Source organism: Marinobacter sp. CP1, from assembly GCF_001266795.1.
In the GTDB taxonomy this organism is placed as follows: Bacteria; Pseudomonadota; Gammaproteobacteria; order Pseudomonadales; family Oleiphilaceae; genus Marinobacter; species Marinobacter flavimaris.
This window is the reverse complement of the sequence record NZ_CP011929.1, coordinates 3,305,945-3,332,335: the sequence shown is the minus strand read 5'-3', so window position 1 is coordinate 3,332,335 and position 26,391 is coordinate 3,305,945. Positions and strand designations below refer to the sequence as shown.

The 26,391-nt window shown below is 57.7% G+C and carries 27 protein-coding genes; 13 read left to right on the top strand and 14 right to left on the bottom strand.

The window, feature by feature from the left end; genetic code table 11:
• Positions 1-87 precede the first annotated feature (87 nt).
• Entirely contained in the window at positions 88-918 is an 831-nt protein-coding gene (locus tag ACP86_RS15360) for a zinc-dependent peptidase (RefSeq protein ID WP_053114673.1), read from the top strand.
• 64 nt (positions 919-982) lie between these two features.
• Complete coding sequence (locus ACP86_RS22210) at positions 983-1,159, top strand: DUF2897 family protein (RefSeq protein WP_075267673.1); 177 nt, start codon at positions 983-985, stop codon at positions 1,157-1,159.
• Positions 1,160-1,199: 40 nt separating this feature from the next.
• Here the strand turns inward: ACP86_RS22210 and ACP86_RS15355 are convergent, their stop codons facing one another.
• Both ACP86_RS15355 and ACP86_RS15350 read right to left on the bottom strand, forming a co-directional pair.
• Entirely contained in the window at positions 1,200-1,709 is a 510-nt protein-coding gene (locus tag ACP86_RS15355; protein WP_053114672.1) for a copper chaperone PCu(A)C, read from the bottom strand.
• Positions 1,710-1,804: 95 nt separating this feature from the next.
• A complete protein-coding gene (locus ACP86_RS15350) occupies positions 1,805-4,081 on the bottom strand; it encodes a putative bifunctional diguanylate cyclase/phosphodiesterase (protein ID WP_053114671.1) in 2,277 nt (758 codons plus the stop codon).
• A 226-nt stretch (positions 4,082-4,307) separates the two neighbouring features.
• On the opposite strand from ACP86_RS15350, the gene ACP86_RS15345 reads away from it, so the two are divergent.
• A complete protein-coding gene (locus ACP86_RS15345) occupies positions 4,308-5,027 on the top strand; it encodes a tellurite resistance TerB family protein (protein WP_053114670.1) in 720 nt (239 codons plus the stop codon).
• A 3-nt stretch (positions 5,028-5,030) separates the two neighbouring features.
• Here the strand turns inward: ACP86_RS15345 and ACP86_RS15340 are convergent, their stop codons facing one another.
• Both ACP86_RS15340 and ACP86_RS15335 read right to left on the bottom strand, forming a co-directional pair.
• Positions 5,031-5,369 (bottom strand): zinc ribbon domain-containing protein YjdM, encoded by a 339-nt coding sequence (locus tag ACP86_RS15340; RefSeq protein ID WP_014576332.1) that lies wholly within the window; start codon positions 5,367-5,369, stop codon positions 5,031-5,033.
• 40 nt (positions 5,370-5,409) lie between these two features.
• Positions 5,410-5,982 (bottom strand): histidine phosphatase family protein, encoded by a 573-nt coding sequence (locus ACP86_RS15335; protein ID WP_053114669.1) that lies wholly within the window; start codon positions 5,980-5,982, stop codon positions 5,410-5,412.
• Positions 5,983-6,265: 283 nt separating this feature from the next.
• On the opposite strand from ACP86_RS15335, the gene ACP86_RS15330 reads away from it, so the two are divergent.
• The 7 genes from ACP86_RS15330 to ACP86_RS15300 all read left to right on the top strand — a co-directional run bounded on the left by ACP86_RS15330 (position 6,266) and on the right by ACP86_RS15300 (position 14,591).
• Positions 6,266-6,718: a YaiI/YqxD family protein gene (locus tag ACP86_RS15330; RefSeq protein WP_053114668.1), complete on the top strand. Its 453-nt coding sequence runs from the start codon at positions 6,266-6,268 to the stop codon at positions 6,716-6,718.
• A 102-nt stretch (positions 6,719-6,820) separates the two neighbouring features.
• A complete protein-coding gene (locus ACP86_RS15325; RefSeq protein WP_053114667.1) occupies positions 6,821-8,623 on the top strand; it encodes an ABC transporter ATP-binding protein in 1,803 nt (600 codons plus the stop codon).
• A 68-nt stretch (positions 8,624-8,691) separates the two neighbouring features.
• Positions 8,692-9,465: an ABC transporter ATP-binding protein gene (locus tag ACP86_RS15320; RefSeq protein ID WP_053114666.1), complete on the top strand. Its 774-nt coding sequence runs from the start codon at positions 8,692-8,694 to the stop codon at positions 9,463-9,465.
• Positions 9,455-10,390 (top strand): ABC transporter substrate-binding protein, encoded by a 936-nt coding sequence (locus ACP86_RS15315; protein WP_053114665.1) that lies wholly within the window; start codon positions 9,455-9,457, stop codon positions 10,388-10,390. The genes ACP86_RS15320 and ACP86_RS15315 overlap by 11 nt, the downstream gene beginning before the upstream one ends.
• A complete protein-coding gene (gene fhuB / locus ACP86_RS15310) occupies positions 10,380-12,410 on the top strand; it encodes a Fe(3+)-hydroxamate ABC transporter permease FhuB (protein WP_053114664.1) in 2,031 nt (676 codons plus the stop codon). Before ACP86_RS15315 ends, fhuB begins: the two co-directional genes overlap by 11 nt.
• Positions 12,397-13,218 (top strand): (2Fe-2S)-binding protein, encoded by an 822-nt coding sequence (locus ACP86_RS15305; RefSeq protein ID WP_053114663.1) that lies wholly within the window; start codon positions 12,397-12,399, stop codon positions 13,216-13,218. The genes fhuB and ACP86_RS15305 overlap by 14 nt, the downstream gene beginning before the upstream one ends.
• Before the next feature lie 251 nt (positions 13,219-13,469).
• Entirely contained in the window at positions 13,470-14,591 is a 1,122-nt protein-coding gene (locus tag ACP86_RS15300; RefSeq protein WP_053114662.1) for a PQQ-dependent sugar dehydrogenase, read from the top strand.
• On the opposite strand, the gene ACP86_RS15295 is transcribed toward ACP86_RS15300, so the two are convergent.
• Positions 14,585-14,998, bottom strand: a complete 414-nt coding sequence (locus tag ACP86_RS15295; RefSeq protein ID WP_053114661.1) for a GFA family protein — start codon at positions 14,996-14,998, stop codon at positions 14,585-14,587. The two genes, ACP86_RS15300 and ACP86_RS15295, sit on opposite strands and share 7 nt — an antisense overlap.
• A gap of 121 nt (positions 14,999-15,119) precedes the next feature.
• Between ACP86_RS15295 and dkgB the strand changes: the two genes are divergently transcribed.
• A complete protein-coding gene (dkgB, locus tag ACP86_RS15290; RefSeq protein ID WP_053114660.1) occupies positions 15,120-15,929 on the top strand; it encodes a 2,5-didehydrogluconate reductase DkgB in 810 nt (269 codons plus the stop codon).
• On the opposite strand, the gene ACP86_RS15285 is transcribed toward dkgB, so the two are convergent.
• The 4 genes from ACP86_RS15285 to ACP86_RS15270 form a co-directional block, all read right to left on the bottom strand.
• Positions 15,898-16,575, bottom strand: coding sequence for a hypothetical protein (locus ACP86_RS15285; RefSeq protein WP_141201842.1), 678 nt, complete (start codon positions 16,573-16,575; stop codon positions 15,898-15,900). The genes dkgB and ACP86_RS15285 overlap by 32 nt on opposite strands.
• Positions 16,572-17,507: an aldo/keto reductase gene (locus tag ACP86_RS15280; RefSeq protein ID WP_075267671.1), complete on the bottom strand. Its 936-nt coding sequence runs from the start codon at positions 17,505-17,507 to the stop codon at positions 16,572-16,574. The genes ACP86_RS15285 and ACP86_RS15280 overlap by 4 nt, the downstream gene beginning before the upstream one ends.
• A 194-nt stretch (positions 17,508-17,701) precedes the next feature.
• The gene (locus ACP86_RS15275; RefSeq protein ID WP_053115543.1) at positions 17,702-18,472 is read right to left on the bottom strand and encodes a glutathione S-transferase N-terminal domain-containing protein; all 771 of its coding nucleotides are present in this window, start codon (positions 18,470-18,472) and stop codon (positions 17,702-17,704) included.
• Between the two features lie 32 nt (positions 18,473-18,504).
• Positions 18,505-18,978, bottom strand: a complete 474-nt coding sequence (locus ACP86_RS15270) for a sterol desaturase family protein (protein WP_053114658.1) — start codon at positions 18,976-18,978, stop codon at positions 18,505-18,507.
• Between the two features lie 329 nt (positions 18,979-19,307).
• On the opposite strand from ACP86_RS15270, the gene dacB reads away from it, so the two are divergent.
• Positions 19,308-20,864: a D-alanyl-D-alanine carboxypeptidase/D-alanyl-D-alanine-endopeptidase gene (gene dacB / locus ACP86_RS15265; protein WP_176443063.1), complete on the top strand. Its 1,557-nt coding sequence runs from the start codon at positions 19,308-19,310 to the stop codon at positions 20,862-20,864.
• Between the two features lie 48 nt (positions 20,865-20,912).
• Here the strand turns inward: dacB and ACP86_RS15260 are convergent, their stop codons facing one another.
• A complete protein-coding gene (locus ACP86_RS15260; RefSeq protein ID WP_075267669.1) occupies positions 20,913-22,328 on the bottom strand; it encodes a DUF4397 domain-containing protein in 1,416 nt (471 codons plus the stop codon).
• A gap of 154 nt (positions 22,329-22,482) precedes the next feature.
• A complete protein-coding gene (locus ACP86_RS15255; protein ID WP_041645013.1) occupies positions 22,483-22,722 on the bottom strand; it encodes a DUF2798 domain-containing protein in 240 nt (79 codons plus the stop codon).
• 144 nt (positions 22,723-22,866) lie between these two features.
• On the opposite strand from ACP86_RS15255, the gene ACP86_RS15250 reads away from it, so the two are divergent.
• The gene (locus ACP86_RS15250) at positions 22,867-23,745 is read left to right on the top strand and encodes a DUF6279 family lipoprotein (protein ID WP_053114655.1); all 879 of its coding nucleotides are present in this window, start codon (positions 22,867-22,869) and stop codon (positions 23,743-23,745) included.
• 61 nt (positions 23,746-23,806) lie between these two features.
• On the opposite strand, the gene ACP86_RS15245 is transcribed toward ACP86_RS15250, so the two are convergent.
• Genes ACP86_RS15245 through ACP86_RS15235 form a run of 3 tightly spaced genes read right to left on the bottom strand, consistent with a single transcriptional unit; the run spans position 23,807 to position 26,348 of the window.
• On the bottom strand, positions 23,807-24,577 hold the full coding sequence (locus tag ACP86_RS15245) for an SDR family oxidoreductase (RefSeq protein WP_053114654.1): 771 nt from the start codon (positions 24,575-24,577) through the stop codon (positions 23,807-23,809).
• A 17-nt stretch (positions 24,578-24,594) separates the two neighbouring features.
• Positions 24,595-25,284, bottom strand: a complete 690-nt coding sequence (locus tag ACP86_RS15240) for a histidine phosphatase family protein (protein WP_014576313.1) — start codon at positions 25,282-25,284, stop codon at positions 24,595-24,597.
• Positions 25,284-26,348: a phosphotransferase family protein gene (locus ACP86_RS15235; RefSeq protein WP_014576312.1), complete on the bottom strand. Its 1,065-nt coding sequence runs from the start codon at positions 26,346-26,348 to the stop codon at positions 25,284-25,286. Before ACP86_RS15235 ends, ACP86_RS15240 begins: the two co-directional genes overlap by 1 nt.
• Positions 26,349-26,391 lie beyond the last annotated feature (43 nt).

The window sequence follows — 26,391 nt, the reverse complement described above, 5'->3', positions numbered from 1 at the left end:
CAACCAGCAATACGGGCCCTGACTGCGTGCAGATCCAATTTTTCTGTAAGATACGGGGTAATTCAATCAATGGTCGCCGGGAGCAGCATGTCAGCAGCACTTGTTTTCGCAGTCTTCGCAGTGACCCTGATCACGGCAACCGTATTCTACCTCTTCTTCTACCGCGCCTGGCGGAGGGAACGGGAACTGAGAGCCCCCTTTCCAACATCCTGGCGCGAGCATCTTGCTGCGAACGTGCCGCTTTACCGACGGCTTCCTGAAGCCCTCAAGCAAATCTTGGAGCAACGGGTCCAGCTTTTTCTCTCCGAGAAGGAATTCTATGGCTGTGACGGCTTTGAGGTGGACGACGCGGTGAGAGTGACCATTGCCGGCCACGCTTGTTTGCTGATTCTTGCCCGCCCCTATTCAGATTTTGACGAGGTAAGCAGCATTCTGGTCTATCCCGATGCCTATCACGTCAGAGACATTGAAAGCGATGGCATGATTGTCAGCGAAAGTAATGAAATACGGGCCGGCGAGGCCTCAAGCAGGGGCCAGGTGGTGCTGGCCTGGAGAGAATGTCAGGAGGCCGCCCGGAACCCGCACAGCGGCCATAACGTCATGCTCCATGAGTTTGCACACCAGCTGGACTACCTGGACGGCACCGCAGACGGGGCACCGCCGCTGAGTGGAGAGCAGGCCCGGCACTGGCAAAGTTCCATGACGACGGCCTACGAAGACCTCAGGCATTCCCTCCGGCACCACCATAGATCCTGGCTTGATCCGTACGGCGCTACCGAACCGGCAGAATTTTTCGCAGTGCTGACCGAGGCATTTTTCCAGCAGCCGCGCCATCTCAAGCGAGAACAGCCCGAGGTCTACAAGGCCCTGCAAGGGTATTACCGGCTCGATCCAACGGCTTTCTGGGAGGATGCATGACAGTTGTGGCAAATCAATGCGTGGTCCACTATGTAGGAAAGCGGATCAGTTGGTGGAGGTTTACATGCCAGCCATAGGATGGATATTCATAGTTGTTGCCCTTGCCTTGATCGTGGGCAGCCTGATGATACTGCGTGACAATGCCCACAGCATGAAAATCTCCGATGAAAAGATGAAGAAAATCCAGGCCCGGAAGGCGGAGATCGAAGCCGAGGAGAGCGCCGAAGACAGAGAGTGGTAGGTTTGGGGGCAGCCGCAAAGACTGCCCCGGGCAGGTTCGATCAGTGTCCGCTGTGGTCCATACTTTTGCCCGAGTGATCCATGCTCTCGCTTTTCATCATCTCGCCATCCAGCGACTCGACATTCAGCTCAACCTGCATTTCGTTGGCACCCTCAAAAGTCAGGGTCAAGGGAATGCTCTCACCCTCGCGCAACGGACTTTTCAGTTTCTCCAGCATCAGGTGAAAGCTGTGGGGCTTCAACTCCACGGTGGTACCTGCCGGTATGGCGAGCCCGCCCTTGACCGGTGCCATTCGCATTACACCATCGTGCATGCTGGTCTCATGGATCGATACGTTACCTGCCCTCGGGGTTGCGGCCCCAACCAGGGTGATATCACTGCTGCCGTTGTTGGAGATACTCATGTAACCCACGCCCATGGGCGTGCCAGGCGGTGTAGGCCGACTCCAGGGATGATCGACCGTGACCGGGCCATGGCTGTAATCATGGGCAAATGCTGTCGGGGCAACCAGGGCCAGTGCCAGCACAAACACGCTCAGGCAATACTTCATGTCCAGTGTTCCTTGTCGATGGTTCAAAACCAAAGGATAGAAAGGGTAGGTCCCGGATCCAAGCTTTTCAGTGCGACGAATGGTCGCAGACCGGGTCAATGCCCGATGGCGAGAGCCGGGTTCGCTTTCAGTCTGTCCAGGGTCTCCGGACGACTGAAGTAATAACCCTGAAAACGTCGACAGCCCATCTCGACCAGGGCGCTGGCCTGGGCCTCCTCTTCAACACCCTCGGCAACCAGCTCCATGTTATGGCTCCGGGCAATGGCAATAATACTCCGGATCATGTTCGCGGCTTTTTCGTCTTCCAGAATGGTGTCGACAAAGCTCTTGTCGATTTTCAACTCGTCAAGCGGCAGCTTGCGCAAAAGACTGAGCGAGGAGTAACCCGTTCCGAAATCGTCCATCGAGATCCGTATTCCTTTCTCTCGCAATCGTTCGATCGTTTTCAGCACTCTCTCAAAGTCACTCATGAACAGGCTCTCGGTGATCTCAAGAACCAGCTCTCCAGGCGACACACGGTGCATTGCCAGAACCTCAAGCACTGTTTCAACAAAGTCTGGCTGGCGAAACTGGATAACAGAGATGTTGATAGACAGGTCCACGGAACCGCCAACCTCGTTACGAAACAGGCTGTATTCCCGGATACTGGTTTCAAGCACAAAGCGCCCGAGCGGAACCATCAGCCCGCTTTTCTCAGCGACCTCGACAAATTCCGCGGGCGAAACAAAGCCGAGCTCCTCATCCTGCCAGCGAACAAGCGCTTCCAGCCCGACCGCTTTTCCGGTCTGATCTACCTGAGGCTGGTAGACCATGTACAGTGAGCCCGATGCCAGGCCATACCTGAGACGCTGCTCGACCGACAGCCTGCGAAGATAGGCCATTTCCATCTCGCTGCGGTAAATGCAGACGTCGTTCCGGCTCTGTTTGGCCTCGTACAGCGCAAGATGGGCACTTCGAATCAGCTTGCTGAGGGAATCTCCGTCATTCGGAAAGCAGGCCACACCAATACTCGCCGTTACCTGCAACCTCAGTCGGCCCACCTCGAAGGTGCGGGACAGGTTGCCGGCCAGCGACACACAGGCTTTTTCAACATCGTCGAGATTGGTGTTCGGGGTCACAATGGCGTACTCGTCGCCACCGAGCCGGGCAAGATCGTCCCGGCTTTCAACCAGTTCGGCGAGCCGACGACCGAACTCCAGAAGGGTTTCATCGCCTGTCTCCAGCCCAAACCGGTCATTGATGCCTTTAAAGTTATCAATGTTGATCACAATGAGGCAGAACGGTTTTCTATCCGGAACCAGGTTGTCGAGGCGGTCCAGCAGCCCATTGCGATTCAACAGCCCGGTCAAATCATCGTGCCGTGAGAGGTAAGAAAGCTCCAGACGCCGCTTCTTCTCGGCGTTGTCGATAATCCGGAACCCCTTGTAGAAAACAATCCCGAAAACCAGGAAAGTCAGCAGATACTGCAACAGGGATTGGAGAAATTCCCGGTAAAGCGGAGCGAACCGGGTTTCCGAGATGGACCACAACTGGTAACGGGCGTTGAAGACAGCAGCCGTCAGATAATCCTCACCCTGGCGTCGGGTTCGGATAACCACCGAATCACTGCCCTGCATGACCTCCTCTACGCTCTTGCCGAGCTCCTTTTCAAACGCTGCCCGATTTATCTCCCTCTGGTCCATCGGCACCCGGATTTGCGAATACTGTTGCGGGCCAATGCCGTCAGCCGACATGAACTGAACATAACCATCGGTTTCCCGGAACAGCATTACGGTGTCAGAGTCGCCGTCATGCAGTGTCTTGCCGAAAACCGAACCACGGCCATCAAGCCGCATGCCGGCTGTCATGACGGCAACGACTTCCCCACTCGGGGACCGTATCGCTTTCCGGATCGGTATAACCCACGCGCCCAGGGCGTCTACGAAATAGGTCCGGCCCACGACCATTGCATCGGAAGACAGTGCTCCCAGGAAACTGTCACGGGTCTCGGGATCGGTTCTCAGATTTGGAAGAGTCGACAGATCAAGGTTGGTGCTGACACGAACCAGCGTGCCGTCCGGCCTGGCCAATCCAAAGCCCACGAGCATGGGGTTGGCGGCGAGGATGCTGTCGAGCAAGGGGATCTGTCGACTGCCTGACAGGAGGTTGTCCTGATTGAGCAACTCGCGGCCAATTACATCGAGAACCAGCTCCTGGGTTCGCAGGATACTGTCGACAGACTGAGCAACCAGCTCGACACGGGCGGTCTGGTAAAGCTTCTCGTCCGAAATAAGGCCCTGCCAACGAAAGAACAGAACGGTACTGAGGAGCAACACGCCACCGAGGAGGATAAGAGCGAAGAGTGTCCAAAGATTGCGTTTGAGAATTGCCAAAAGCAGTTCCAGAAATTCAGGAGGTTGAACAACGGCTTCGCGTCAGTATACGGGAGAGCCTGAAAAGCGCATTACTATTTACCACTAATTTGTAGGCTGTTAATTCCCATGGAACTAAATGCGTCGATTCGTGACAACAGAGTAATTCCGCGTCCATCACCGATCAGGGTATCGGGTGTACTATTCTGAAAAGCTGAACGGCTGTCGATCTTACAGGAGTGTGTTTATGAACGTGATGTCTGTACTGAACCAGGTAATGAAGCAGGCTCAGGGTGGCCAGTCCCAGGGTAGTGGCATGGACGTCAACAAAATGATGAACAGCCTTGGCAGTCAACTCAAGGGCAGCCAGGGATCCGGTTCAGGCATCGACGTAAAGAGCCTGCTGGGCGGCGGAGCCCTCGGCATGATGCTGGGTTCCAAGCGCGGCCGAAAGATGGGCGGCAAAGCCCTCAAATACGGTGCCCTTGCAGGCGTGGGTGTCCTTGCCTGGAAAGCCTATCAGAACTATCAGACCAACAGTCAGAGCCCGGCGCAACCGGCATTGGCACAGCAGGGCCAGCCACTGGAGCAACTGCAGGGCCAGGCGCAGGAACAACGGGGACTTGAAATACTCCAGGCCATGATCATGGCAGCCCGCGCTGACGGCCACATAGACGCCAACGAACGCGCGCTGCTTACCCAGGAGATTGAAAAACTGGGGCCAGATGACGAACTTCACGCCTGGATTCAGCAGCAGTTCGACGCCCCGCTGGACGCCACTGCCCTGGCACGCAATGCCGACTCGCCCCAGGCCAGCCGGGAAATCTACATCGTCAGCGCGGTCATGATCGACGAACAGAACCCCATGGAGCGGGCCTGGCTGGATCAACTCGCCAGCGCCCTCCAGCTCGACCCGGGTCTTGCCAGGGAACTGGAACAACAGATCCAGAGTGCAACAGCGGGGTAGCCGTCAGGCTTTCTTGACGAACTCCGATTTCAGTTTCATGGCACCAATACCGTCGATCTTGCAGTCGATATCATGATCGCCGTCTACCAGGCGGATATTCTTCACCTTGGTGCCAACTTTGACCACGGAACTGGAGCCCTTTACCTTCAGATCCTTAATGACCGTAACCGTATCACCATCCTGAAGCTCATTGCCGTTGGCGTCGCGAATCATCTTCGCGGCGTCAGCCGCCGCAGCCTCCGCCTCAGACCACTCATGCCCGCACTCGGGACATACCAGTTGAACGCCGTCCTCATAGGTGTATTCAGAACTGCACTGGGGGCATGGCGGAAGCTGCGACATTATCATTTCCTGTTAATTGAATGGGCGCAGGATTATACCATCAACGCCCGGGCGACACCCTCGCCAGAACCGTCGGATCTTCCGACAGGGGCAAGGCGATGATGGCGCCCTCGTTTGACGACGGAAAAATCCCGGTCAGGCTAGTAATATTCACCTGATGCGAAACCATGATGACCGGTTCACCTTCCTCCAACTGATTGACCAGAGTAATCGTCTGCCGTGTCTGAGTCGGCCCGTCACCACGATTCCGGAAAAACGAATTCAGCGACGGCCACTCGGTCACCTCACCCATGTCCATTCCGGTAGCGGTATCCATACAGCGACACCACTGACTGCTGAACACCCGCGCCTCGGTAATACCATGGTCTGCCAGAAACGGCTTCCACGCCCGAGCCTGCTCCCGGCCGGTATCGTTCAAATTTCGCTGCGTGCTGCAATCGTTAATATCAAAGTTACCCGGATCCCCAGTCCCCGGCGCCAACGCGTGGCGCAGCATCAGAACAGCCCGTCCGTCTCGCAGGGCGTCCCAGGCTTCTTCGTTGTTATCGGCAGCGGAAACGCTGAAACACAGAGCCACCGACAGAAAAACGGTTAGAAGAAATCGACCACGCATAGTTGCTACCTCCCGAAAAGATCCAAGCTCGTTGTAGGATTCGCGGACAAACTGACCATGCCCGATCGAGGCATTGGGAGCCCCCTTCCAAAAATGTTGAAGGCCAGGGATGGCCTGAAACAAGCGCACATGGACGTGCTCGTAGCGGTTTTTGGAAGGGGGCTCTCAATGCCTCCAGCACCAAGTTCCAAGGCTACTGAAGAGATACGCGGACAACATCTATCAGGCTCATATCAACAAAAGGTAGACTCTCGAGAGAACCAAGCAAACAAAAGGAACCACCATGCCAATCTGGGTCGACGCCGACGCCTGCCCCGTCCCAATCCGGGAAATCATCTGCCGCGCCGCCACCCGCTGGCAAATCGACACCACCTTCATCGCCAACCACACCATCACCCTGCCACCGAGCCCTTACATCAAGCGCCGACAGGTCCCCCAGGGCTTTGATGTGGCCGACAACGAAATCATGGACCAGATGCACGAAGGCGATCTCGTGATCACGCAGGACATACCCCTGGCCGCCGAAGCCATTGAAAAAGGCGCCGACGTATTCAATCCCCGCGGCCAGGCCTTCACCAAAGAGAATATTCGCCAGCGCCTGGCCATGCGCAATTTTATGGAAGAAATGCGCAATGCCGGCCAGGTCACCGGAGGCCCCGCCCCTTTCAGCCAGACCGACCGCAAGGAATTTGCCGACAAGCTTGACCGCTGGCTGCAAAGAAACAAACGCAGTTGATAATGATTCTATTTTAAAACCCGGGCAGATCCGCTACCCTTCCCGCCTTATTATTTGCAGGCTCAACGCGGGCCTGCCTGATTCAAGGGAGAGAAGCGGAGTATGTCCTCACACAGCCACCAAACCACCAGCAGCTTTGCTGCCCTGGCCCGCCTGCTGAGATACGCCCGGGGATATCGCCGACAGATCATCGCCGCCACCACCTGCTCGATCATCAACAAACTCTTTGATATTGCCCCAGAAATCCTGATCGGTGTCGCTATTGATGTGGTCGTCAACCAGGAAGAGAGCTTTGTGGCTGGCCTCGGTTTTGAAACCGCCCAGGAGCAAATCACCATTCTGGCCGTACTCACCTTTTTCATCTGGGCCGGCGAATCCCTGTTCGAATATCTGTTCCAGATCCTGTGGCGCAACCTCGCCCAGCGTTTGCAGTCGGACCTCCGGCAGGATGCCTACGAACATGCCCAGCGCCTCGACATGAGTTTCTTCGAGGCCCGCAGCTCCGGCCAGCTGGTGGCCACCATGAACGACGACGTGAACCAGCTCGAGCGCTTCCTCGACGGCGGCGCCAACGCCATGATTCAGGTGCTGGTAACCGTGGTTGCCGTCGGCGCCGTATTCTTCGTGCTCTCGCCGCTCATTGCCCTGCTCGCATTCACCCCCATTCCCCTGATTATCTGGGGCGCCTTCTACTTCCAGCGCAAAGCGGGGCCGCTCTACGCCGACGTTCGTGAAAAAGTAGGTGACCTGTCCAGCCGGCTGGCCAACAATCTGGGCGGCATCGCCACCATCAAGAGCTTTACCGCTGAACAGCGAGAGGCAAAGCGTCTGAAAGAAAGCAGCGAAGCCTACGTGGAGGCCAACCGCCGGGCCATCCGCATCAGCTCTGCGTTTATTCCGGTGATCCGGATGGCCATTCTGGCCGGCTTCCTGGCCACCTTCACGGTGGGGGGCATGATGGCCCTTGAAGGAAACCTGAACGTGGGTGCCTATGGCGTTCTGGTCTTTCTTACCCAGCGCTTGCTGTGGCCCCTGACCGGGCTTGCCGAAGTGATTGATCTGTTCGAACGGGCCATGGCCAGCACCCGTCGGATTCTGGACCTTCTGGCCGAGCCCGTGCACGTGCGTGACGAGGGTGGCAAGGCACTGGCAGAGCCGGTGAAAGGCGATGTTGAGCTTGACAAAGTAAGCTTTCACTATCCCTCCAGCGGCGCAGGAATCCGGGATATCAGCCTGACCGTGCCAGCTGGCAATACCCTTGCGCTGGTCGGCGCAACCGGTTCCGGCAAATCCACTCTCATCAAGTTGTTGCTGCGGTTCTACGATCCGAGCAACGGCCAAATCCGAATCGATGGACAACCCATTCGGGATCTCAGCCTGCAATCCCTGCGCGGCGCAATTGGGCTGGTGAGTCAGGATGTTTACCTGTTCGAGGGCACCATTCGGGAAAACCTTGCCTATGGAAATCCGGCGGCCTCCGATACCGAGATCATTGATGCAGCTAAAACCGCCGAAGCCTGGTCGTTTATTGAAGCGTTGCCCGAGGGCCTGAACACACCGGTGGGTGAACGGGGCGTTCGTCTGTCCGGGGGACAGCGCCAGCGACTATCCCTCGCCCGTGCACTGCTGAAAAATCCGCCGATACTGGTGCTTGATGAAGCCACCAGCGCGGTGGACAACGAAACAGAAGCCGCCATCCAGCGGTCACTGAAGCGTATCGGCCATAACCGGACCGTGATCATGATTGCCCATCGGCTCTCCACCATCGTTGATGCCGACTCCATCGCGGTCATCGAAGGCGGCAAAGTGCTGGAACAGGGAACTCACCGGGAACTGCTCGACCAGGACGGCGCTTACGCCAACCAATGGCGTGTGCAGACCGGGCAAATACAGGCGGCCATTTAACGCAATATATATTGATAGTGATTCGCATTTAAATTATTCTGCAGGCCCTCAGCATTTCGGGAGCCTGCATGCCTGTTTTCTTCGACGTTTCCAATCTTGATGTCCGCATTGGCGACACCACCATACTTCAGAACCTGAACCTCGGTTTCGGTGAGGGTGAGGTAACAGCCCTGCTCGGGCATAACGGCTCCGGCAAGTCCACTCTGCTCAAGGTGCTTGCCCGCCAGCTTGCACCCTCAACCGGCAATGTCCGGCTTCTGGGCAAATCCTTCCGGAGCACGGGTGCACGGGAATTTGCCCGCAATGTGGGCTACCTGCCCCAGCATCCGCCGGGAACCGACGGTTTGACGGTTCGCGAGCTGGTTGCCCTCGGGCGCTACCCCTGGCGCGGACCGCTGGGACGCTGTAACGAGGAAGACCACCGGCTGATCACCCGGGCCATTGAGGACACCGGACTCGGCCAGTTACAGCATCGCTCTGTCGACACGCTTTCCGGTGGTGAACGCCAGCGCGCGTGGATTGCCATGCTGCTGGCCCAGCAAACACGATGCCTGCTGCTGGATGAGCCCATATCCGCCCTGGATGTGAAACATCAGGTGGAAACCCTGCGTCTGGTGCATCGTCTCGCCGAGCAGCGGGATCTTACGGTTATCGTGGTGCTGCACGATGTGAATCTTGCGGCCCGGTTCTGCGACCGTCTGGTCGCTCTGAAATCCGGGCAACTGGTTGCCGATGGCAGCCCCCGGGAAATCATGGATTCCGGCATCCTGGAATCCATATATGGCGTGCCCATGGGAGTGATGGAGCGCGTGCCCGGACAGTGGGTGTCCTATGTTCACTAGTTCTGGACGCTGCTGGCGATACGGCGCGGCGCTGCTGCTGAGTCTGCTGCCGGTCTTTGCGGGTGCTGCAAGCTGGCAGCACGAACAGGGCACCCTGACCCTGAACAAGACTCCGGAACGCGTGATCGCTCTCAACTGGGCCGCCACCGAGGCGCTTTTGTTACTCGGTGTCACGCCCATCGGCGTTGCTGATCGGGATGGCTATAACGTCTGGGTCAGGGAACCGGAACTGCCAAAGGGAGTCGCCAACATCGGCACCCGCGTGGCGCCAAGTCTGGAAGCCATTGCCGAGCTCAAACCGGATTTGATCGTCACCAGCTCAGAGATGGCGCCCGCAGCCAACCTGTTAGAGCGCATTGCGCCCACCTATGTTGTCAGCGTTTACAAGCAGGGCTCCCGACCGTTCGAAAAGGCCAGCAGCATGCTTACAACTCTTGGTGAGATGCTGAACCGGGAGGAACGCGCAAAAGCAGTTATTAACGACATTGACCAGACACTTCAGACCCAACGCCGTCGTCTTGAAAATGCCGGCCTCACCGAACGACCGGTAGCACTCGTAAACTTTCTGGACGACCGCCACGTTCGCGTATACGCACCCAACGGCCTTTTCCAGAGCGCCCTGGACGCCCTTGGCCTTGAGAACGCCTGGCCCCATACCGGGAATTACTGGGGGTTCTCGGTCGTCGGGCTTGAAGCAATTGCGCCCTATCAGGACAGCCGGATTGTGGTGATTTCTCCGACCCTGCCCGGGTTGTCTGACACCTTGGCCAACAGCCCTTTCTGGACTTACCTGCCACCGGTTCAACGCAATCAGGTGTACCAGATTGATCCGGTCTGGCCGTTTGGCGGGGTATTCCCGGTCAAGCGACTGGCGACAATACTCGCCGAAGGCCTGCTGGCAGGAGGATCAGACAATGTACGATGAAACCGCCAACCACCCGGTCGCAAAACCTTCCTTGCCAGCAAGGCTACCTGCGGCGGCAGCACTGATCTGGTGTGGCGCATTTCTCGCGAGCGCGGCACCGTGGCTTGGTCAGCTCAACCCGGGCGCTCTCATCGCCGCCTTCTGGACGTTTGAGGGCAGCGATTACGCTTCGGTACTGGCCCATTACAGCTGGGCCCCCCGGGTCGCCATTGCGGTCCTCATTGGCTTTGGTCTTGGTCTCGCCGGCGCGGTTACCCAACAGATCCTTGGTAACCCTCTCGCCTCCCCCACAACCCTGGGCGTGGAGTCAGGCGGCCAGTTCGGTATAACGGTGGCGACCATGTTCTTTCCCGGCCTGCTCGCCTTCAGTCCAGACCTTGTGGCGGTTTCCGGCGGGCTACTGGCCATCGGGCTGGTCATCGCGCTCACCTGGCGCCTGGGCTTTTCACCGGTCACCGTGATACTGGCCGGGCTTGTTGTCACCTTTTTCCTGGGCGCCGTAAACATGGCGTTCTTGTTACTCAAAGGCGAATGGCTGGGGAACCTGTTTATCTGGGGCGCGGGTTCGCTGGTCCAGAATAACTGGCAACCGTTTATGGAACTCTGGCCCCGGGTGCTGGTGCTGGGCGTATTCATGGTCCTGTTGATGCGCCCGCTGCAGGTCATGCAACTGGGGCAAACCTCTGCCCGGTCCCTCGGTGCCAAGGTCGGTCTGATTCGGGTGCTGGCGCTATTTCTGGTGGTCCTGATGAGTGCTACCGTCGTCAGCCGGGTCGGTGTCGTGGCCTTTATCGGTCTTGCGGCACCGGTGCTGGCAAGGCTCCTGGGCGCTCGCACCCTCTCTGAGCGCCTGATCTGGAGCAGTCTCCTGGGCGCGGGTCTGCTGTTGCTGGCAGATACCCTCGCCCATTGGGCATCCACCCGGGGCGACGGATCGCTGGTGCCAACCGGCACGACCACCGCCCTGATCGGCGGGCCGATTATCCTGCTGGCCCTGCAGGGTTTGAAGAACACCCATCATATGCCAGGGCAGGATGACAGCCCCGCCGGTTTCCTGCCAAAGAGGCGCTCTATTTTCCTGACTGCTGGGTGCATAGCGGCTCTTCTGCTGGCCACCATCGTAATCTCCATGGGGTGGTCTCCGGGACTGGACGAATGGAGCTGGACTCCGACCGCCCATTGGCATGAGGCGTGGGTCTGGCGCGGCCCCAGATTACTGGCCGCCATTCTTGCCGGCGTGGCCCTGGGCCTTGCGGGCACACTGATCCAGCGCATGACAGGCAACCCCATGGCGAGCCCGGAGATGCTCGGCATCAGCGGCGGCGCGGCGGTGGTCATGGTTCTGATCGTACTGTTTGGTGCTGATATTGGGCGCGCTGGACAGCTGGGCGCGGCCACCCTGGGTGCGGCAGCTGCGCTGGGGTTGCTGATCATGCTTGCCCGCAAGCACCGGTTTGCCGGCAACCAGCTCCTGCTTGGCGGGCTCGCCTTATACGTGTTCATGGACGCGGGCCTTCGCCTGGTCATGGCTTCCGGTGGCACGGTCGCCTCGCAGCTTCTCAACTGGATGTACGGGTCCACCTGGCTGGTTTCAGAAGTCGAGGCCCTGGGGCTTTTGGCACTCATTGTGCTGATTTCGACCGGCCTCCTGGTGATTATCCGGCCCCTGAGCATTCTTCCCCTGGGAGAAACATCGGCCAGCTCATTGGGCTTGCCGGTGACGAAAGTCCGTCTGACGTTGCTTCTGTTGGCAGCGCTGCTGACCGCTTCGGCGACGGTCGTGATCGGCCCACTGAGTTTTGTGGGTCTTATTGCACCCCACCTGGCCCGTGTTCTGGGCCAGCAGACCGTTGGGCGGCAGCTCGTTGTTGCTGCCCTTGCCGGCGGTCTTCTGCTCGGCATGGCAGACTACCTGTCCAGGATTGTGGTTTACCCCAACCAGCTTCCGGCGGGACTTCTGGCAGCTCTGGTCGGTGGCCTGTATTTCCTCTGGGGGCTGAGTCGCCATGGCAGAGCCTGAGCGTAACCCGGGAGTCGGTCCCCGGGGTCGGGAATACTACCGTCTGCTGAGTCAGTCAGGGCTGGATGGTGAAACAGTTCTTGGCGAGGCTCTCCAAACGCAAGCTGGTGCGCGAAGCGGCCTCTTTTCTCTGGCCCAGTGCCTGGAGCAACCGTCGCTACTGCTCAGCCAGGTTGGCATAGAATACCCTGATAACGCCGGGCCCCGAGCCGTGCGCGCGTTTGTTTCTGTGCTTCAGCAGGATCTGGCGCTCAGCGTGATTGCGCCGCTGACCCTGAGGCTGTTCCGCGACGGCCACGCGCCTTTACCGGACGCCAAACGAATATTCCTGGCTCGGGCCGACCACCTGAAACAAACCGGATCCCGTTGGTTTCAGCTGCCGGGTGGCGAGGGTGTTGATGAAGAGACGTTTGTCAGGTCAGCAGGAGCTCTGACAGCTGAGTGGTACCCTGTCTTCCGGGGCCAGTTGGGAGTCAGCCCGGGCGCCTACTGGAGCAGTACAGGTCTTGGACTGGGGGCGCCGTTTTCAGCCGTGTGGAACCGGGTCGAACCGCAAGCGCTTTGCCAATTGGCGCAAGGCTGGCTGGAGCAATTTCAAAACGATGCAAACCAGTTTATTGACTGGATTCCTGCGGTGTTCGGTGAGCAGGCCACGGCAATCCCCCAGCGAAAGGGGTGTTGCCTGAAATACCTGCTGCCGGAGGGCGGTTACTGCGGTACCTGTGGCGTACATCGCAAGGAACGATTCGCCGCTCTCATGCCCCAAGAGCGGACGACAACACCAGGCCGATGGCAGCCAGGCCAATAAGCACACCGGCCCCTGCCGCCAGTTTCAACCCTTCGATCATTTCCTGTTCGGGTGCCATTCCTTTTTCTCCCGTTTGAGGTGAACCCAGTGGCCTTTACTCTATTGCGAATCATTATTATTTGCAACAGGAGACCACTGATCTGTAATCCAAAGGAAGCCCTATACTCTTGATAATGGGACACGCTTCGGCGAAGCCCGCTTCAACTGCTACTCTCAATGTTCACACGGCACCGGTAGGAACGGAGGCTCCAATGGGTATACTCAAACACCTTGTACTGACAGGCAGTCTAATGCTGGTTGCCGTTACCAGCATGGCAAACCCGACCTTTTCCTCCGACAAAACCGATTTCCGGCTCGAGACCATTGCACAAGGCCTCGAGCATCCCTGGAGCCTGGCGTTCCTGCCGGATGGCTCCATGCTGGTGACGGAGCGGGAAGGACGGCTGCGAATGATCCGTAACGGCGCGCTGTTGAGTACCCCTATCAGCGGGCTACCAGAGCTCGTCGTATCCGGCCAGGGTGGGCTGCTGGACGTGATTCTGCACCCGGAATTTGAACAGAATCAGATTCTGTTCCTGAGCTATGCCCATCGAAACCGGGACGGCATGACCACCCGCGTGGCACGCGCCCGACTGGACGGAGAGCGCCTTACCGGCGTTGACGTCATCTTTGAAGCGCTACCCCGCTCGAACACCAGCAGGCACTTTGCAGGTCGGATGGAATTTGATCGGGAAGGCAATCTTTACATCTCCGTTGGAGACCGTGGCGAGATGGACCGGGCCCAGGACAATGGTGATGATGCCGGTGGCGTTCACCGGATTACGACTGACGGCGGTCCCGCGCCCGGCAATCCTTTCCTCGACACCAGCGGGGTTAACGATACCTTCTATACAACCGGTAACCGCAATATCCAGGGCATGACGATCCACCCGGAAACGGGCGAAATATGGAGCCACGAGCATGGTCCCCGGGGTGGCGACGAAATCAACATCATCCGGGCAGGAACCGATTACGGTTGGCCGACAATCACCTTCGGCATCGACTATTCTGGCCTGCCCATCACTGACGACACCGAAAAGGAAGGCATGGCCCAGCCACTTCATTACTGGGATCCGTCCATTGCGCCATCTGGCATGGCGTTTTATACCGGTGACCTGTTCCCGGAATGGCAGGGGGATCTGTTCGTGGGAGCACTCAAAATGCGCAAGCTGGTTCGCCTGCGCATTCAGGATGGCAAAGTGACAGAAGAGGAAGATCTGCTGACCGATCTCGGCGAGCGTATTCGTGACGTACGCATGGGCCCTGACGGCGCCCTGTGGTTACTGACAGATTCACCAAGGGGCAAGGTCTATCGGATGGTACCGCTTCAGTGAGGATCGTTGGTTCGTTCAGTCTTTTCAAACTGTGGCAGCTCGTCGGTAATCTCGAACCAATCGGATTTTGAGCCCACAAACACATGTTGGGCCGGCCCCTTGCTCAGGGGTTCGTTGATACAGCCAACCCGTAGACGCAGTATGCCGGGGATGGCGTCAACACGGCTGTAAAGCTGGCTGCCGCAACGGCTGCAGAAGCCCCGGTACTTGCCGGGACGCGATTCGAACTCGGTAATCTTGTCTTCGCCGGTTACGAACCGGAACCTCACCTTCTGCACCGGCGCGCTGGCCGAGAACGCGCTACCGTGGGCGCGCCGGCATTGGCTGCAGTGGCACAGGGCAACCGGGCCGATAGGGCCATCGTATTCAAAACAGATATCGCCACACAGGCAACGACCGGTGTACATGGTGCGGGCCTCACTGGTTCGGCTCAGAGGTTGATTCAGGCGCGATGATACCCGGCGGCCACTTGAAGAACCAGTCTGCCGGCACCACTTTAAGAACACACGATTCGCTAAGGAGGACACTATGTCATTCAGCGCACTTCCGAAAATCGGCATGGGAACGTTCCGGCTCAAGGGCAACGACGCCCGGGACGCCGTCAAGAGCGCCCTGTCCCTGGGCTACCGCCATATCGATACCGCCCAGATGTACGGGAACGAAGCGGAAGTTGGTGATGGCATTACCTCAAGTGGTATTCCGCGCCGGGAAATTTTCCTGACCACCAAAATCTGGCACGACCAGCTGCACGCCAGTGACCTGATCAACAGCCTCCATGACAGCCTCGCACGGCTCAAAACCGACCATGTGGATCTGGCGCTGATCCACTGGCCATCGCCCGGTGACGAAGTGCCCATGAAGGAGTATCTGGGTGCCTTGAGGGATGCCCAGCGCGAGGGTCTGGCAGAGCACATCGGCATTTCGAACTTTACCTGTGCCCAGATGGATGAGGCGAAAGCCATATTGGGCGACACGCCCATCTTCACCAACCAGGTAGAAGTGCATCCGTTCCTGGCCAACCGCAAGGTGGTGGCACATGCCCAGAAGCTCGGCATTACCGTGACCGGCTATATGCCGCTGGCAGTCGGTAAGGTGATGGAGGACGAAACACTGCAGCGCATTGCCGCTGAGCGAAACCTGACGCCGGCCCAGGTGGCTATTGCCTGGGTGGCATCGAGAGGCGTTGTGCCGATCCCCTCCTCAACACGGCCCGGCCACCAGAAGGCTAACCTGGAGGCGCTGGAGGTTGAGTTGAGCGAGGAGGAAATCCACGCGATTGACGAACTGGACCGTAACGAACGCATCGCTAATCCGGACTTTGCGCCGTCCTGGGACTGAGCCAGAACCCGGCTCCAACCAGCAAGAGCGTAGCCACCGGGGTGACAAGCAACCACCAGGTCTGAAGCACCCATAAGAGGGCGGCACTGAACAGACTCCACAACACCAGCAGCGGCAGGTAGACCCAGCGCCAGGTCCTGGTCACGAGTGCCAGAGCGAGCGCGCCAGCCGCTGCGGTGGTGCCGGGTGCTACGCCAAACAATCCGACGGCCTCCCACTGGCCGGAATCAGCCATTGCCAACCAGGGCAAGACACAGACAGCAAGCAGCCAGAGTACGGCAAGTCTTCCGATCGCTAGCCTGCTGTCATGAACCCCGCCTGAAAACACGGCAGCCGCAAGCAACGCGCCCTGGACCACGAAGGCCCACCCAAACCACGCCGCCGGCCAGTTAATGGGGCCGAAATAGCCCACCAGAAACCCGTAACCGCTGACAATCCAGGCAAGCGACATCAGGCCGACGGCCAAACGCCTTGCCGCCCTGCTCTGTCTGGAGATCAGCACCGGTATAAAAATGGCGATCACTACCGCCAGCAACTGCCAGGGCCATAGATCCTGGTTGATTCGGACAAACAGCCGCAGAAACACCTGCGGCCCGAACATCACGAAATCCTGTAGCGAGTAGCTCAGCCAGTCAGCCCCACTCACAGCGACCTCACGTAACCCGCCATCCGCTGGCGCTGGCTGGCATCAGGCAATGTACCGTACATAGCCCCCATGTTTTCCTTCATGTGCTCGACCTTACTGGTCGCCGGAATGGCACAGGTCACCGCCGGGTGGGAAATAATGTACTTGAGGAAAAACTCCGCCCAGTTGCCAATACCGGCCTCCCCGGCCCAATCGGGCAGTGGCTCCGACTGGAACCGACGGAACAGCGAACCACCCTGGAATGGACGATTGACGATCACCCCGATTCCGCGCTGCTGGGCCAATGGCAGCAACCGGTCCTCAACCTCCCGGTCCAGAACGTTGTAGGTCAGCTGCACAAAATCCAGAGGCTCCCGCTCCATAATCTGCGCGAATTCCCGATGCCGGCGACCATGGGATGTGGTGATGCCGATATACCGAACCTCACCGTTCGCCTTCATCTGCTTGAGCGTTTCAAGATGCCCCTGCCAGCCCAACAGATTGTGCACCTGCAACAAATCGAACCGATCAACACCCCAACGCCTGCTCGAACGCGCCGCCTCGGCCCGGGTTTCTGATTCATCACCGGTCCAGATCTTGGTAGCTGCAAAAATCCGGTCGTGGCCGTCCAGAGCGTTCAGCGCCTCGCCCATTACATCTGCAGCGCTGCCATACATCGGCGAGCCATCGACCACCGTGCCGCCGAGCTCGAAAAAGGTTTTCAAAACCTCAGTGCGCTGGGTGATTAATTGTTCGTCACCACCAACGTTGAAGGTGATCCAGGTGCCCATACCGATTGCAGGGATGGATTCGTCTGTGCCGGGAATCCGGCGCATGATGGGAGATGAAGATGGAGTTTTCGAGGTGTTTGCGAACAAAACCGGAGACTTCAAAGCGAGCCCGGCAAGCCCCGCAGTGATTAGAAACTGTCTTCTACTGAACCAGTCAGCCATGCCTGCATTCCCTCCGCAACGAATTTCCGTGCGAATAGCACAAGGTGCCACAGCGTGGGCGGGTCATCCCTTTGACAGACCGTGGAGGGCCAGGGATGGCCCGACCGAGCCTACATGGAAGTATTTACGGCGTGTCTGGCAAAGGGATGACCCGCCCATGCGACCACTCGAGAGCTGACAGTCTTAGTCGGAGGTCAGTTCCCGTAGTGAGCGTCAAGATATTTCAGAATACGGGCAGACTCGAACAGCCCTTCCCCGGTGTTGGGATCTTCAAGATAGGGCACCTGAACCCGCTTGTGCACCTGGAAAAACGCATCTCGCTTGCCACCGGGAATCGGCGTATAAGGCCCCGGCTTGATGCGCTGCTTCGCTGGCCCGATCTCTGTCCAGTGCTCCTTCCCGAGGTTGTGCAAGGTATACGGAATTTCCAGCTCACACAGCCGCTCACGCACCAAACGTGAAAACGGGCTGCCCTCGAAACTCCAGAGGTGCAGCGGCTGCTCCGGCCGCTTGCCCTGGCTGACCCTCAGCCCCCGCATGGCGCTGGTTACCGAGGCTACAGAGCCCAGGACCGGCTGCCAGACCCGACCACGATAGTAGGACGGTACCGACCGGCCGGCATATTGCCGGAACAGATACTCGATGATCTCCTCGGATTCGTACATGACCGTGCCCGTGTTCTGGTCCGCCAGCAAAGGGAACTGTTGCCGGCCTCCCAGCGCCTCCGCCTGGGCCCGGAAAACCGACCCGCCCTTCGGACAGGGCCGGATTTCCACATCCAGGTTAAGGGCAGTCAGGGCTTCACGAACACGACGGCAGTACGGACAGCCCTCCATGTCATAGAGCACGATCGGCTTTTCCGGCTGGGGAACATTTTTTACCACCAGGCAACCACGCCAGGCAGTGAGCGACGATGTGGCGACCGAGCCCAGCACGTGGACGTTATGAGAAAGCATATTCGACATAAACAAACCTTTTTTTGGAGACCACGCCATTATCACGCAATCTGACGATTTTCCATTGGCTCCCGGGTACCCATGATGTGATCAAACCAGGGTTTGGTCACGCACCAGTTGGCATTAGGGTTGGGTCCCATATGATGATCATAGTGCCAGGGCAGGTGCTTTCTCGCCCATTCCGGGTCCAGATGTGAGCGCTTATGTACCCGGTAGTAATTCCAGGCGCTGTAATAGAGAGTACCCACAAAAAATGGTGCGAATGGCAGCAGCGGGGTGACTGCTGCAGCCCCCGCAACGAGGGCAGCCACCTCCTTGGTTTGGGCATTCCAAGTCAGGGGCAGTCTGCGATAGTCGTCATCCAGGAAGCCATTTTGGCGTACGTTTCGGTGATGATCGTGCCAGTGAAACGACCAGAAACTTGCCCGGTTCCGGCCCAGCTCATGAAGAACGTGTTTATGGAATACCCATTCCACGCCATTGGCGGTCAAAAGACCCAGTGGAATACCAATCATGGTGTCCTCCTTTTGTTGTTTTCGGAACACTTGGTTACACATTCATCAGGAAACGCCTTTTCGGCCGCGAATTCCATGACTCAAACGCCGGAAAAAGCACCCATAAATCCGATAGCAAAGTCATTGACAACCCGAAGGTTAATTTTTATCCACCTAACTCCATGATTCGCAAGGGCACTTACATCGCGTCACAAAAGTTCAATACAAACAACGACACTACTGCCATTTTTTAACGTCATGTAGAGCTTTTCTGCATAGTACAAACCGGCAGGATGGGCTATTGTTGGACTATAGGAACTCACTGGATAGCGATCATGGTAGCCCCGGGTATGCGGCGTTCTGAAAGTAGAGAAAAAACAGGTTCTGGATTCAGACGGTCTCTTTTGGCATCCCTCACGGCCCTTGCCGTGATTACCACCCCGTCCGTTGTGGTCGCCGAAAACGATAATTCCGGTTTCTCGGGAAATCGCCTCTGGACGAACCAGCTTCAGGATTACGCGCTCAAGTCCCTCCACAATGAAGATGCCATGAGCATGGCCGCCATTCCGCTGAATGGGCCCGGCATCAATCAGTACATCAATGCCGATGCGCTGATGAGCCCCGGTTCCATCATGAAGCTGGTGACAACCTTTGCGGCGCTGGAGGTTCTCGGGCCCAACCACCATTGGGATACCGATTTCCTGACCGACGGTGTCATGGTCGGAGACACTCTCAAGGGTAATCTCTACGTCCGCTTCGGAGGTGATCCCAAGCTCACTATTGAACGCCTCTGGACCACACTGGGTGAGCTTCGCAGCATGGGAATTACCAGAATCGAGGGAGACCTGATCCTTGATGGTTCCTACTTTCAGGTAGACGGTGGTTTTCCTGCGTTTGAAGACAACGGCGACAACCCCCACGCGCCCTTTCTGGTGGAACCGTCCGCCTATCTGACCAACCTGAACCTGATGCATTTCCAGGTGCGTGCCGATGAGCGTGGCACCCAGGCCTGGAGCACGCCCTCCTTGGGCGAAGTTGTGATCGACAACCGTGTGGTTGCCACTGCAGAAGGCCCGTGCCCATCACGAAGAAACTTTGAATGGGAGCCCATCATTCATGAAGACCACCGGGTGACCGTTCGGGTAACCGGTGAACTTCCCCAGGGCTGCCGAACCACTACCTATCTTTCATTGCTGTCCCATGAGCAGTACAGCGCCTCGTTGATTCGCTCCTTGCTGGCAGACCTTGGCGTCGTAGTGTCAGGTGGAGACCTGAATGGCGTAACGCCTGAGGATGCCCGACTGGTGATGAAAACCACCTCGCCGGACCTGGTTACCATGGTGAGGGACATCAACAAGTGGAGCAGCAACGTGATGGCGCGCCAACTGCTCCTCACCATTGGTGCGGAAAACCGCCAGGAAGATGAAAGCGATGACCGGGTTGCCGGTATACGGGTGATCTACGACTGGCTTGAAAACAAGGGCATCAATACCGCCGGCATGGTGATCGACAACGGCGCTGGCCTCACCCGACACGGGCGGATCACCGCGCGCCAAGGCGCTCAAATACTGGAACACGCCTGGAACAGCGCCTACTCGGCAGACCTCATGGCCTCAATGCCTATCATCGCGATGGATGGAACCATGGCACGCCGCCTGCGCAACACCGGCATGGATGGCGAGGGTCGCATCAAGACCGGTTACCTGGAAAATGTGAGGTCGATCGCCGGATTCACCCGCGATTCCAATAACACCACCTGGGCCGTGGTCGGGATGGTCAATAACGATCCTGCCTGGAATGGCCAGGCCGTGCTGGACCGCATTCTGTATTCGCTGCATTTCAGGCCGCCGACCGGGACCGCTATTTCACATGCGGCTTCCGGCACTTCTGAGACTAGCATTCAATAAAAAGCCCCGGCCGTGGCCGGGGCTTTTTCAAAGATTTAACAGTGTGCCTTACTGAGGCTGCCCAACGAAATCATCGAACAAGATCAGCCCTAGCGCTTGCAATGCCGGATCTGCACTAGCTGGATCCGCATCCCGTGCAACTACCGTGTAGACTCCACCTGCATTAAGCTCAACACCTTCGGCGGTGATTGCCGGTGTGCCCGTTCCTGTCGGTGCAATGTAGACGTTATACGTGCCCTCGGCTATCGGAAGATAGTCAGTTACCGCTTTGAAGGGAACGTCGGACAACGCCGGGTCTGAGTTACCGATACCGTTCTGAGTGCCGGGAACCAGATAGATGTCTACATTGCCGGCCGCAGTTGAAGCATGAACGATTCTCAGGAAGGCTTGGGTAGCAATGCTGCGCACCGTATCCTCTGCGACAAGCGCCTCGATGTTCGCCAACTGACCGACCGCAAGAACGCTATAACCCTGGCCGTTGGCAAGGGGCAATGTCTCATCAATGACAACCTGTCCGCCACCTAGGCCGGTTCCAGCAGCCGCTACCCGAACCCGGGTATCCCCGGCCGGCAAAGCAGCATAACCATCAAGGAAGGCAAACGGAGAAACACTGCCGAACGGGATATCGGACAATGCCGCCGGACCTGTTTCACCAACAAAAACATCTACGTTAGGTGCATCAGAAGAGGCATGCACAACGCGTACTCCTGCGTCCTGACCTGCGTCGAAAATCTCCGCAACTTCACTGCCATTCAGTACGACCAGACTGATTGGGCTTGCATCGCCGTTTGCACCCGTGTTGTCAACGGCGCCGACCAGAAGATCAGACCCGGCTGGCAAGCCAATTTGGCCACTGTCGTAAACAACGGTACTGGAACCCGCAGGGGTAACCCGAATCTGGTAATCGTCTGAAGCGGGAAGCTCCAGTGGACCTACACTTTCCTTGAAGGAGAAGCTAAAGGTAGCTTCGGCAGGAAGCGGATCACCGGACGCAGTCACATATACATCCACTGGACCGCCTGCAGCTGTCTGAGCATCAGGCGACAAATGCGCAACCCTCAGGCGCGCACTGTTGGCATCATCACGAGCACCATCATCCGTCAAGATCAGCGGCTCAATGGTCTCGTCACCAACTTTGCCAACTGCGATCACGTCATAGTTGGTATCCGCACGCAGCGATACGCCGTCAGCGGAAATTACAGTCGCGGTAGCACCGCCGGGCAGCAATCCATCAACCGCGATATCAGCAAGACCGGCACCCGGAGTGAGGACGGCAGCCTGCTTATAATCCGCACCTGGAACGACAACATCACCGTTCACCCGTACATTCACCGCAGGTGCATCAGAGGACGCATGCAGGACCCGAACACTGGTTGTTGCTGGATCATCATCGTCATCAAGCCAACACCCGGATAGCATAACGCTACCCGCCAAAACCATCGGTAAAGCATATTTTGTCTTCATTTTTCAAACTCCCCACTTTTGAGGTTGTTTACCAGGATTTGAGTGGTTCGAACCTGCACAATTTCCGTCCATGAATCATGCGTCAATGCATTTACGGGGAGTCAGAAAGAACGGATTTGCATCTTTTGACATTTAAGCTTACAGATGTACGCAATTAATCAAACCTGCGCATGGTGAACTCAGTCATCTTCCCGGCAAGCGGCGCGATGAAGGTCACGAGAGGAAAAGCAACGGCCCAGGCAACGAGAAAAGCCGGCCCCCACCGGTAGTGGAATTCGCCGTCGATGCCCGTATTGATGAAGGTGATCACCCCGGACATCAGCAGCGACATAATTCCGGACATGTAAAAGCCAAAGATCAGCTGGCGTAGACGTGAAAGTCTCATTTTGCTCATGACTTCTCCTGAACAATGCTCCAGGGTTCCCCGGAGCAGCATCTGAAAGGCGTGATATGTCGTACACTGATATCACTCAAAAATGAAATGATAGTGAGCTTGCAATCTTTTTTCGATAAGCCTTTTTACCAAGACAGGTGCGCCATGGATACTGCCAAAGACTGGACACCCGGCTTTTTCAAACCGTTTGTTCTCATTCTGGTACTGGTCCTTGGACTGGTTGGCTGCAGCTCGACCAAGATGGCTTATCGATACGCGGACTGGGGCATCGTGTGGTGGGTAGAAGACTACGTGACACTGACGGCCGACCAGAAACAGCAGCTCAACAGCGACATTGATCAATTGCGGCAATGGCATTGCAGTGCCGAATTGCCCCGCTACCAGGCCTGGCTGGATGAACTCGAGTCTGATGTTTCCAGCAACCCACCCGACAAGGCCACCGTCGACTACCATCAACAACAGCTTTTCAGTTTCTTCCCGAGTCTTCTGGAAAAGGCAACGCCTGTCGCGGTAAACCTTCTCTCAAGCCTGAGCGATGAACAGGTGCAGGAGTTGGCGAACAACATGGCGCAAAGTCAGCGGGAAATGGAAGACGAATTCCTGGCCGACTCCCCGGAGGCGACAGCCGAAGCACGTGCAGAGAGAACCGCGGAGCGGGTTGAGCGATGGCTGGGGGACCTGAACAGCGAGCAGCGCGACATCGTGCGGCAATGGTCAGCCAATCGGGGCGAGCAGACTGAGATCTGGCTGCAGGGTCGAAGGAACTGGCAACTGGCCTTGCTGGAACTGCTGGAAAACAGAAACGCGCCGACGTTCGAGGCGGAACTGGAATACCTGATTCTGAATTCCGAAGAGGTGCGTGGTGAGGCCTATAAAGTCATGATGGCAGAAAGTCGGGCTGCCATGTCCTCCCTGATGCACGACCTGATTATGGCAGGTGACAGGGAAACACTGGCCCAGCTCCAGGATCGGGCGGTGGAGCTGAACGATGACTTCGAGGCACTAACCTGTTCGCCGGCCTGACAGGCTCGGACGTAGTGAAGGCGGGGTCGGCTGAAAGCGGTCATCCGACCCCAACGATTACTCAGACTGTCAGGTAGCCACCGTCGGCATTGATGCAGGCGCCCGTGGTGTAGCTGGAAGCATCGGAAACCAGATACAGCACCGTGCCCGCCATCTCGCCCGGATCGGCCACCCGCTTCATGGGGATATGGGCCATAGCCTGCTTCTTGATGGCTTCGTTGGTGGTCAGGGCGCTGGCAAACTTGGTATCGGTCAGCCCTGGCAGCAGCGCGTTCACGCGGATTTTCTGCTGACCCAGCTCCATGGCATAGGACTTGGTCATGGAGATTACGGCGGCCTTGGTGACCGAGTAAATGCCCTGATAGTGCCCCGGATTGACGCCGTTCACGGAAGCCACGTTCACGATAGAGCCACCACCGGCTTTTTTCATCATCTGGGCGCCGCGGGCGCACATGAAGAAATAGCCCCGGATATTCACATCCACGGTCTTGTTGAACGCGCCCAGGTCGGTGTCTTCCACCGGCCCGAAATAAGGGTTGGCAGCAGCATTGTTCACCAGAATATCCAGCTTGCCGTGGGTCTGGTCAATGTGCGCCCAGATGCTTTCGATCTGATCCATATCGCCAATGTGACAAGCATAGGCTTCGGCGCTACCGCCGGCATCCCGGATGCTGCTGGCAACCGCTTCGCAACCATCAATCTTGCGGCTGCTGACGATTACGTGGGCGCCATACTCGGCCAGGGTCCGGGCAATGCTCTCGCCGATGCCGCGACTGGCACCGGTAATCAGGGCAACCTTGCCAGTCAGATCAAACAGGTTCTTGCTGCTCATTCGTTCACCTCGATTCACTATCGGAATGTCACCAGGGCGGGATCATCCGCTTCCAGGTGGCTGTAGTTATTAAAAACGGCCAGGCTTCGCCGGGGGCCGGAATACAGGACCCGCGACACGCTGGTGTTGGCGATCACCTCGTTCAGACCGAGTGCCCGGGCGTCATCAAGACCGAGCAGGTGCTGGGCGATCACGGAAATCGGCCCGCCGGAGGTCGCCACCAGCACATCGCCGCCATCGGCGTAGTCAATCATTTCCTCGAAGGCCGCCAGAACGCGGGCCTTGAAGTCCGGCCAGCTTTCCTCGTACTCGTGGTCAAACTCGCCCGAGGCCCAGCGATGCACCGCGTGCACAAAGGCCTCCTGGAACGCTTTGGCCGGTTTGGGAAACGCCTTGAGGTCCCGCGCCATCACCGCGCGGTCACTCCACTCCGGGCGGTACCGGGCCACCACAGTGGTGTGATCAAACTCGTTGAAGCCGGGAACCACCTGCATATCGGGCAGTTTGGATCCGTACCCGGTGGCGATGGCTTCAACGGTTTCCCGGTGGCGTTCCAGATCGCCTCCGAAAACCGCTGCCGGTTCCACTTTGCCCGCCAGCCAGCGGCCAAGCACCCTACCCTGCTCCCAGCCCGTGGGAGACAATTGATCGTAGTTTTCTTTCCCGAAACTGGCTTGGCCGTGACGAACCAGATAAATCGTCGCCATTACAGGGAGCTCTCCGCAATCAACCGCTGGCAGCGCTTTTCGAGATAATTAGCGGCATGGCCAAAGGCGGCGAAACGCTTGTCCTTGGTCTGGCCATGGTAGAAACGGTAATAGATCTGCTGGATGATCACTGCCAGCCGGAACAGGCCGTAGATCTCATAGAAGTCGAAGTTGTCGACCTTGAAGCCGGACTGCTCCATGTAATATGCCACCACTTCCTTGCGGGTAAGCATGCCCGGGCGATGGGTCGGTTGGCGGCGCAGCATCTGGAACGGGCCTTCGTCGTCCGCCTCAATCCAGTAGGCCAGGCTGTTTCCAAGATCCATCAGCGGATCACCGATGGTGGCCATCTCCCAGTCCAGTACGCCAATGACCTCGAACGGGTTGTCCGGGTTCAGCACCACGTTGTCGAAGCGGAAATCGTTGTGGATCACCACCTGGGCAATGTCTTCTGGCATTTTGTCATTGAGCCAGCTCATTACCTGCTCAAAGTCACCCACATCGTCGGTGCGGGCCTTGCGGAAACGGTCGCTCCAACCGCCAATCTGGCGCTGAACGTAGCCCTCGCCCTTGCCCAGCTTGTCGAGGCCTGCTGCCTTGGCATCCACACGGTGAAGATCCACCAGTTTGTCGATCACGTTCAGGCAAAGCTTGCGGGTATCGGCTTCACTGAGCTCGAAATCCTTGGGAAAGTCCTGGCGCAGGATAATGCCCTTCAACCGTTCCATCACGTAGAAATCGCAACCCAGCACGTCGTGATCATCGCAAATGGCAATGATGTTGGGTACGTAGGGATAAACCGGTTTGAGCGCCCGCATGACCTTCGCCTCACGCAGCATGTCGTGGGCAGACTTGGCAATCTTGCCAAACGGCGGCCGGCGCAAGACGTAGGACCGGTCGCCGTAATCCACCTGATAGGTCAGGTTTGAGGCGCCACCCGGGTATTGACGAATCTCTGGCTCGCCTTGCAGATCCGGGATCGCCTCTTTCATGAACCGGTCTACGGCGCCAGTGTCCAGCTCCTCGCCTTCCCGGATGTCCACGGCCTCGTCGATCTGGGTCATTCAGGACTCTCCTTTTGAATCTTCAGTTTAAAACAGTAAAAAA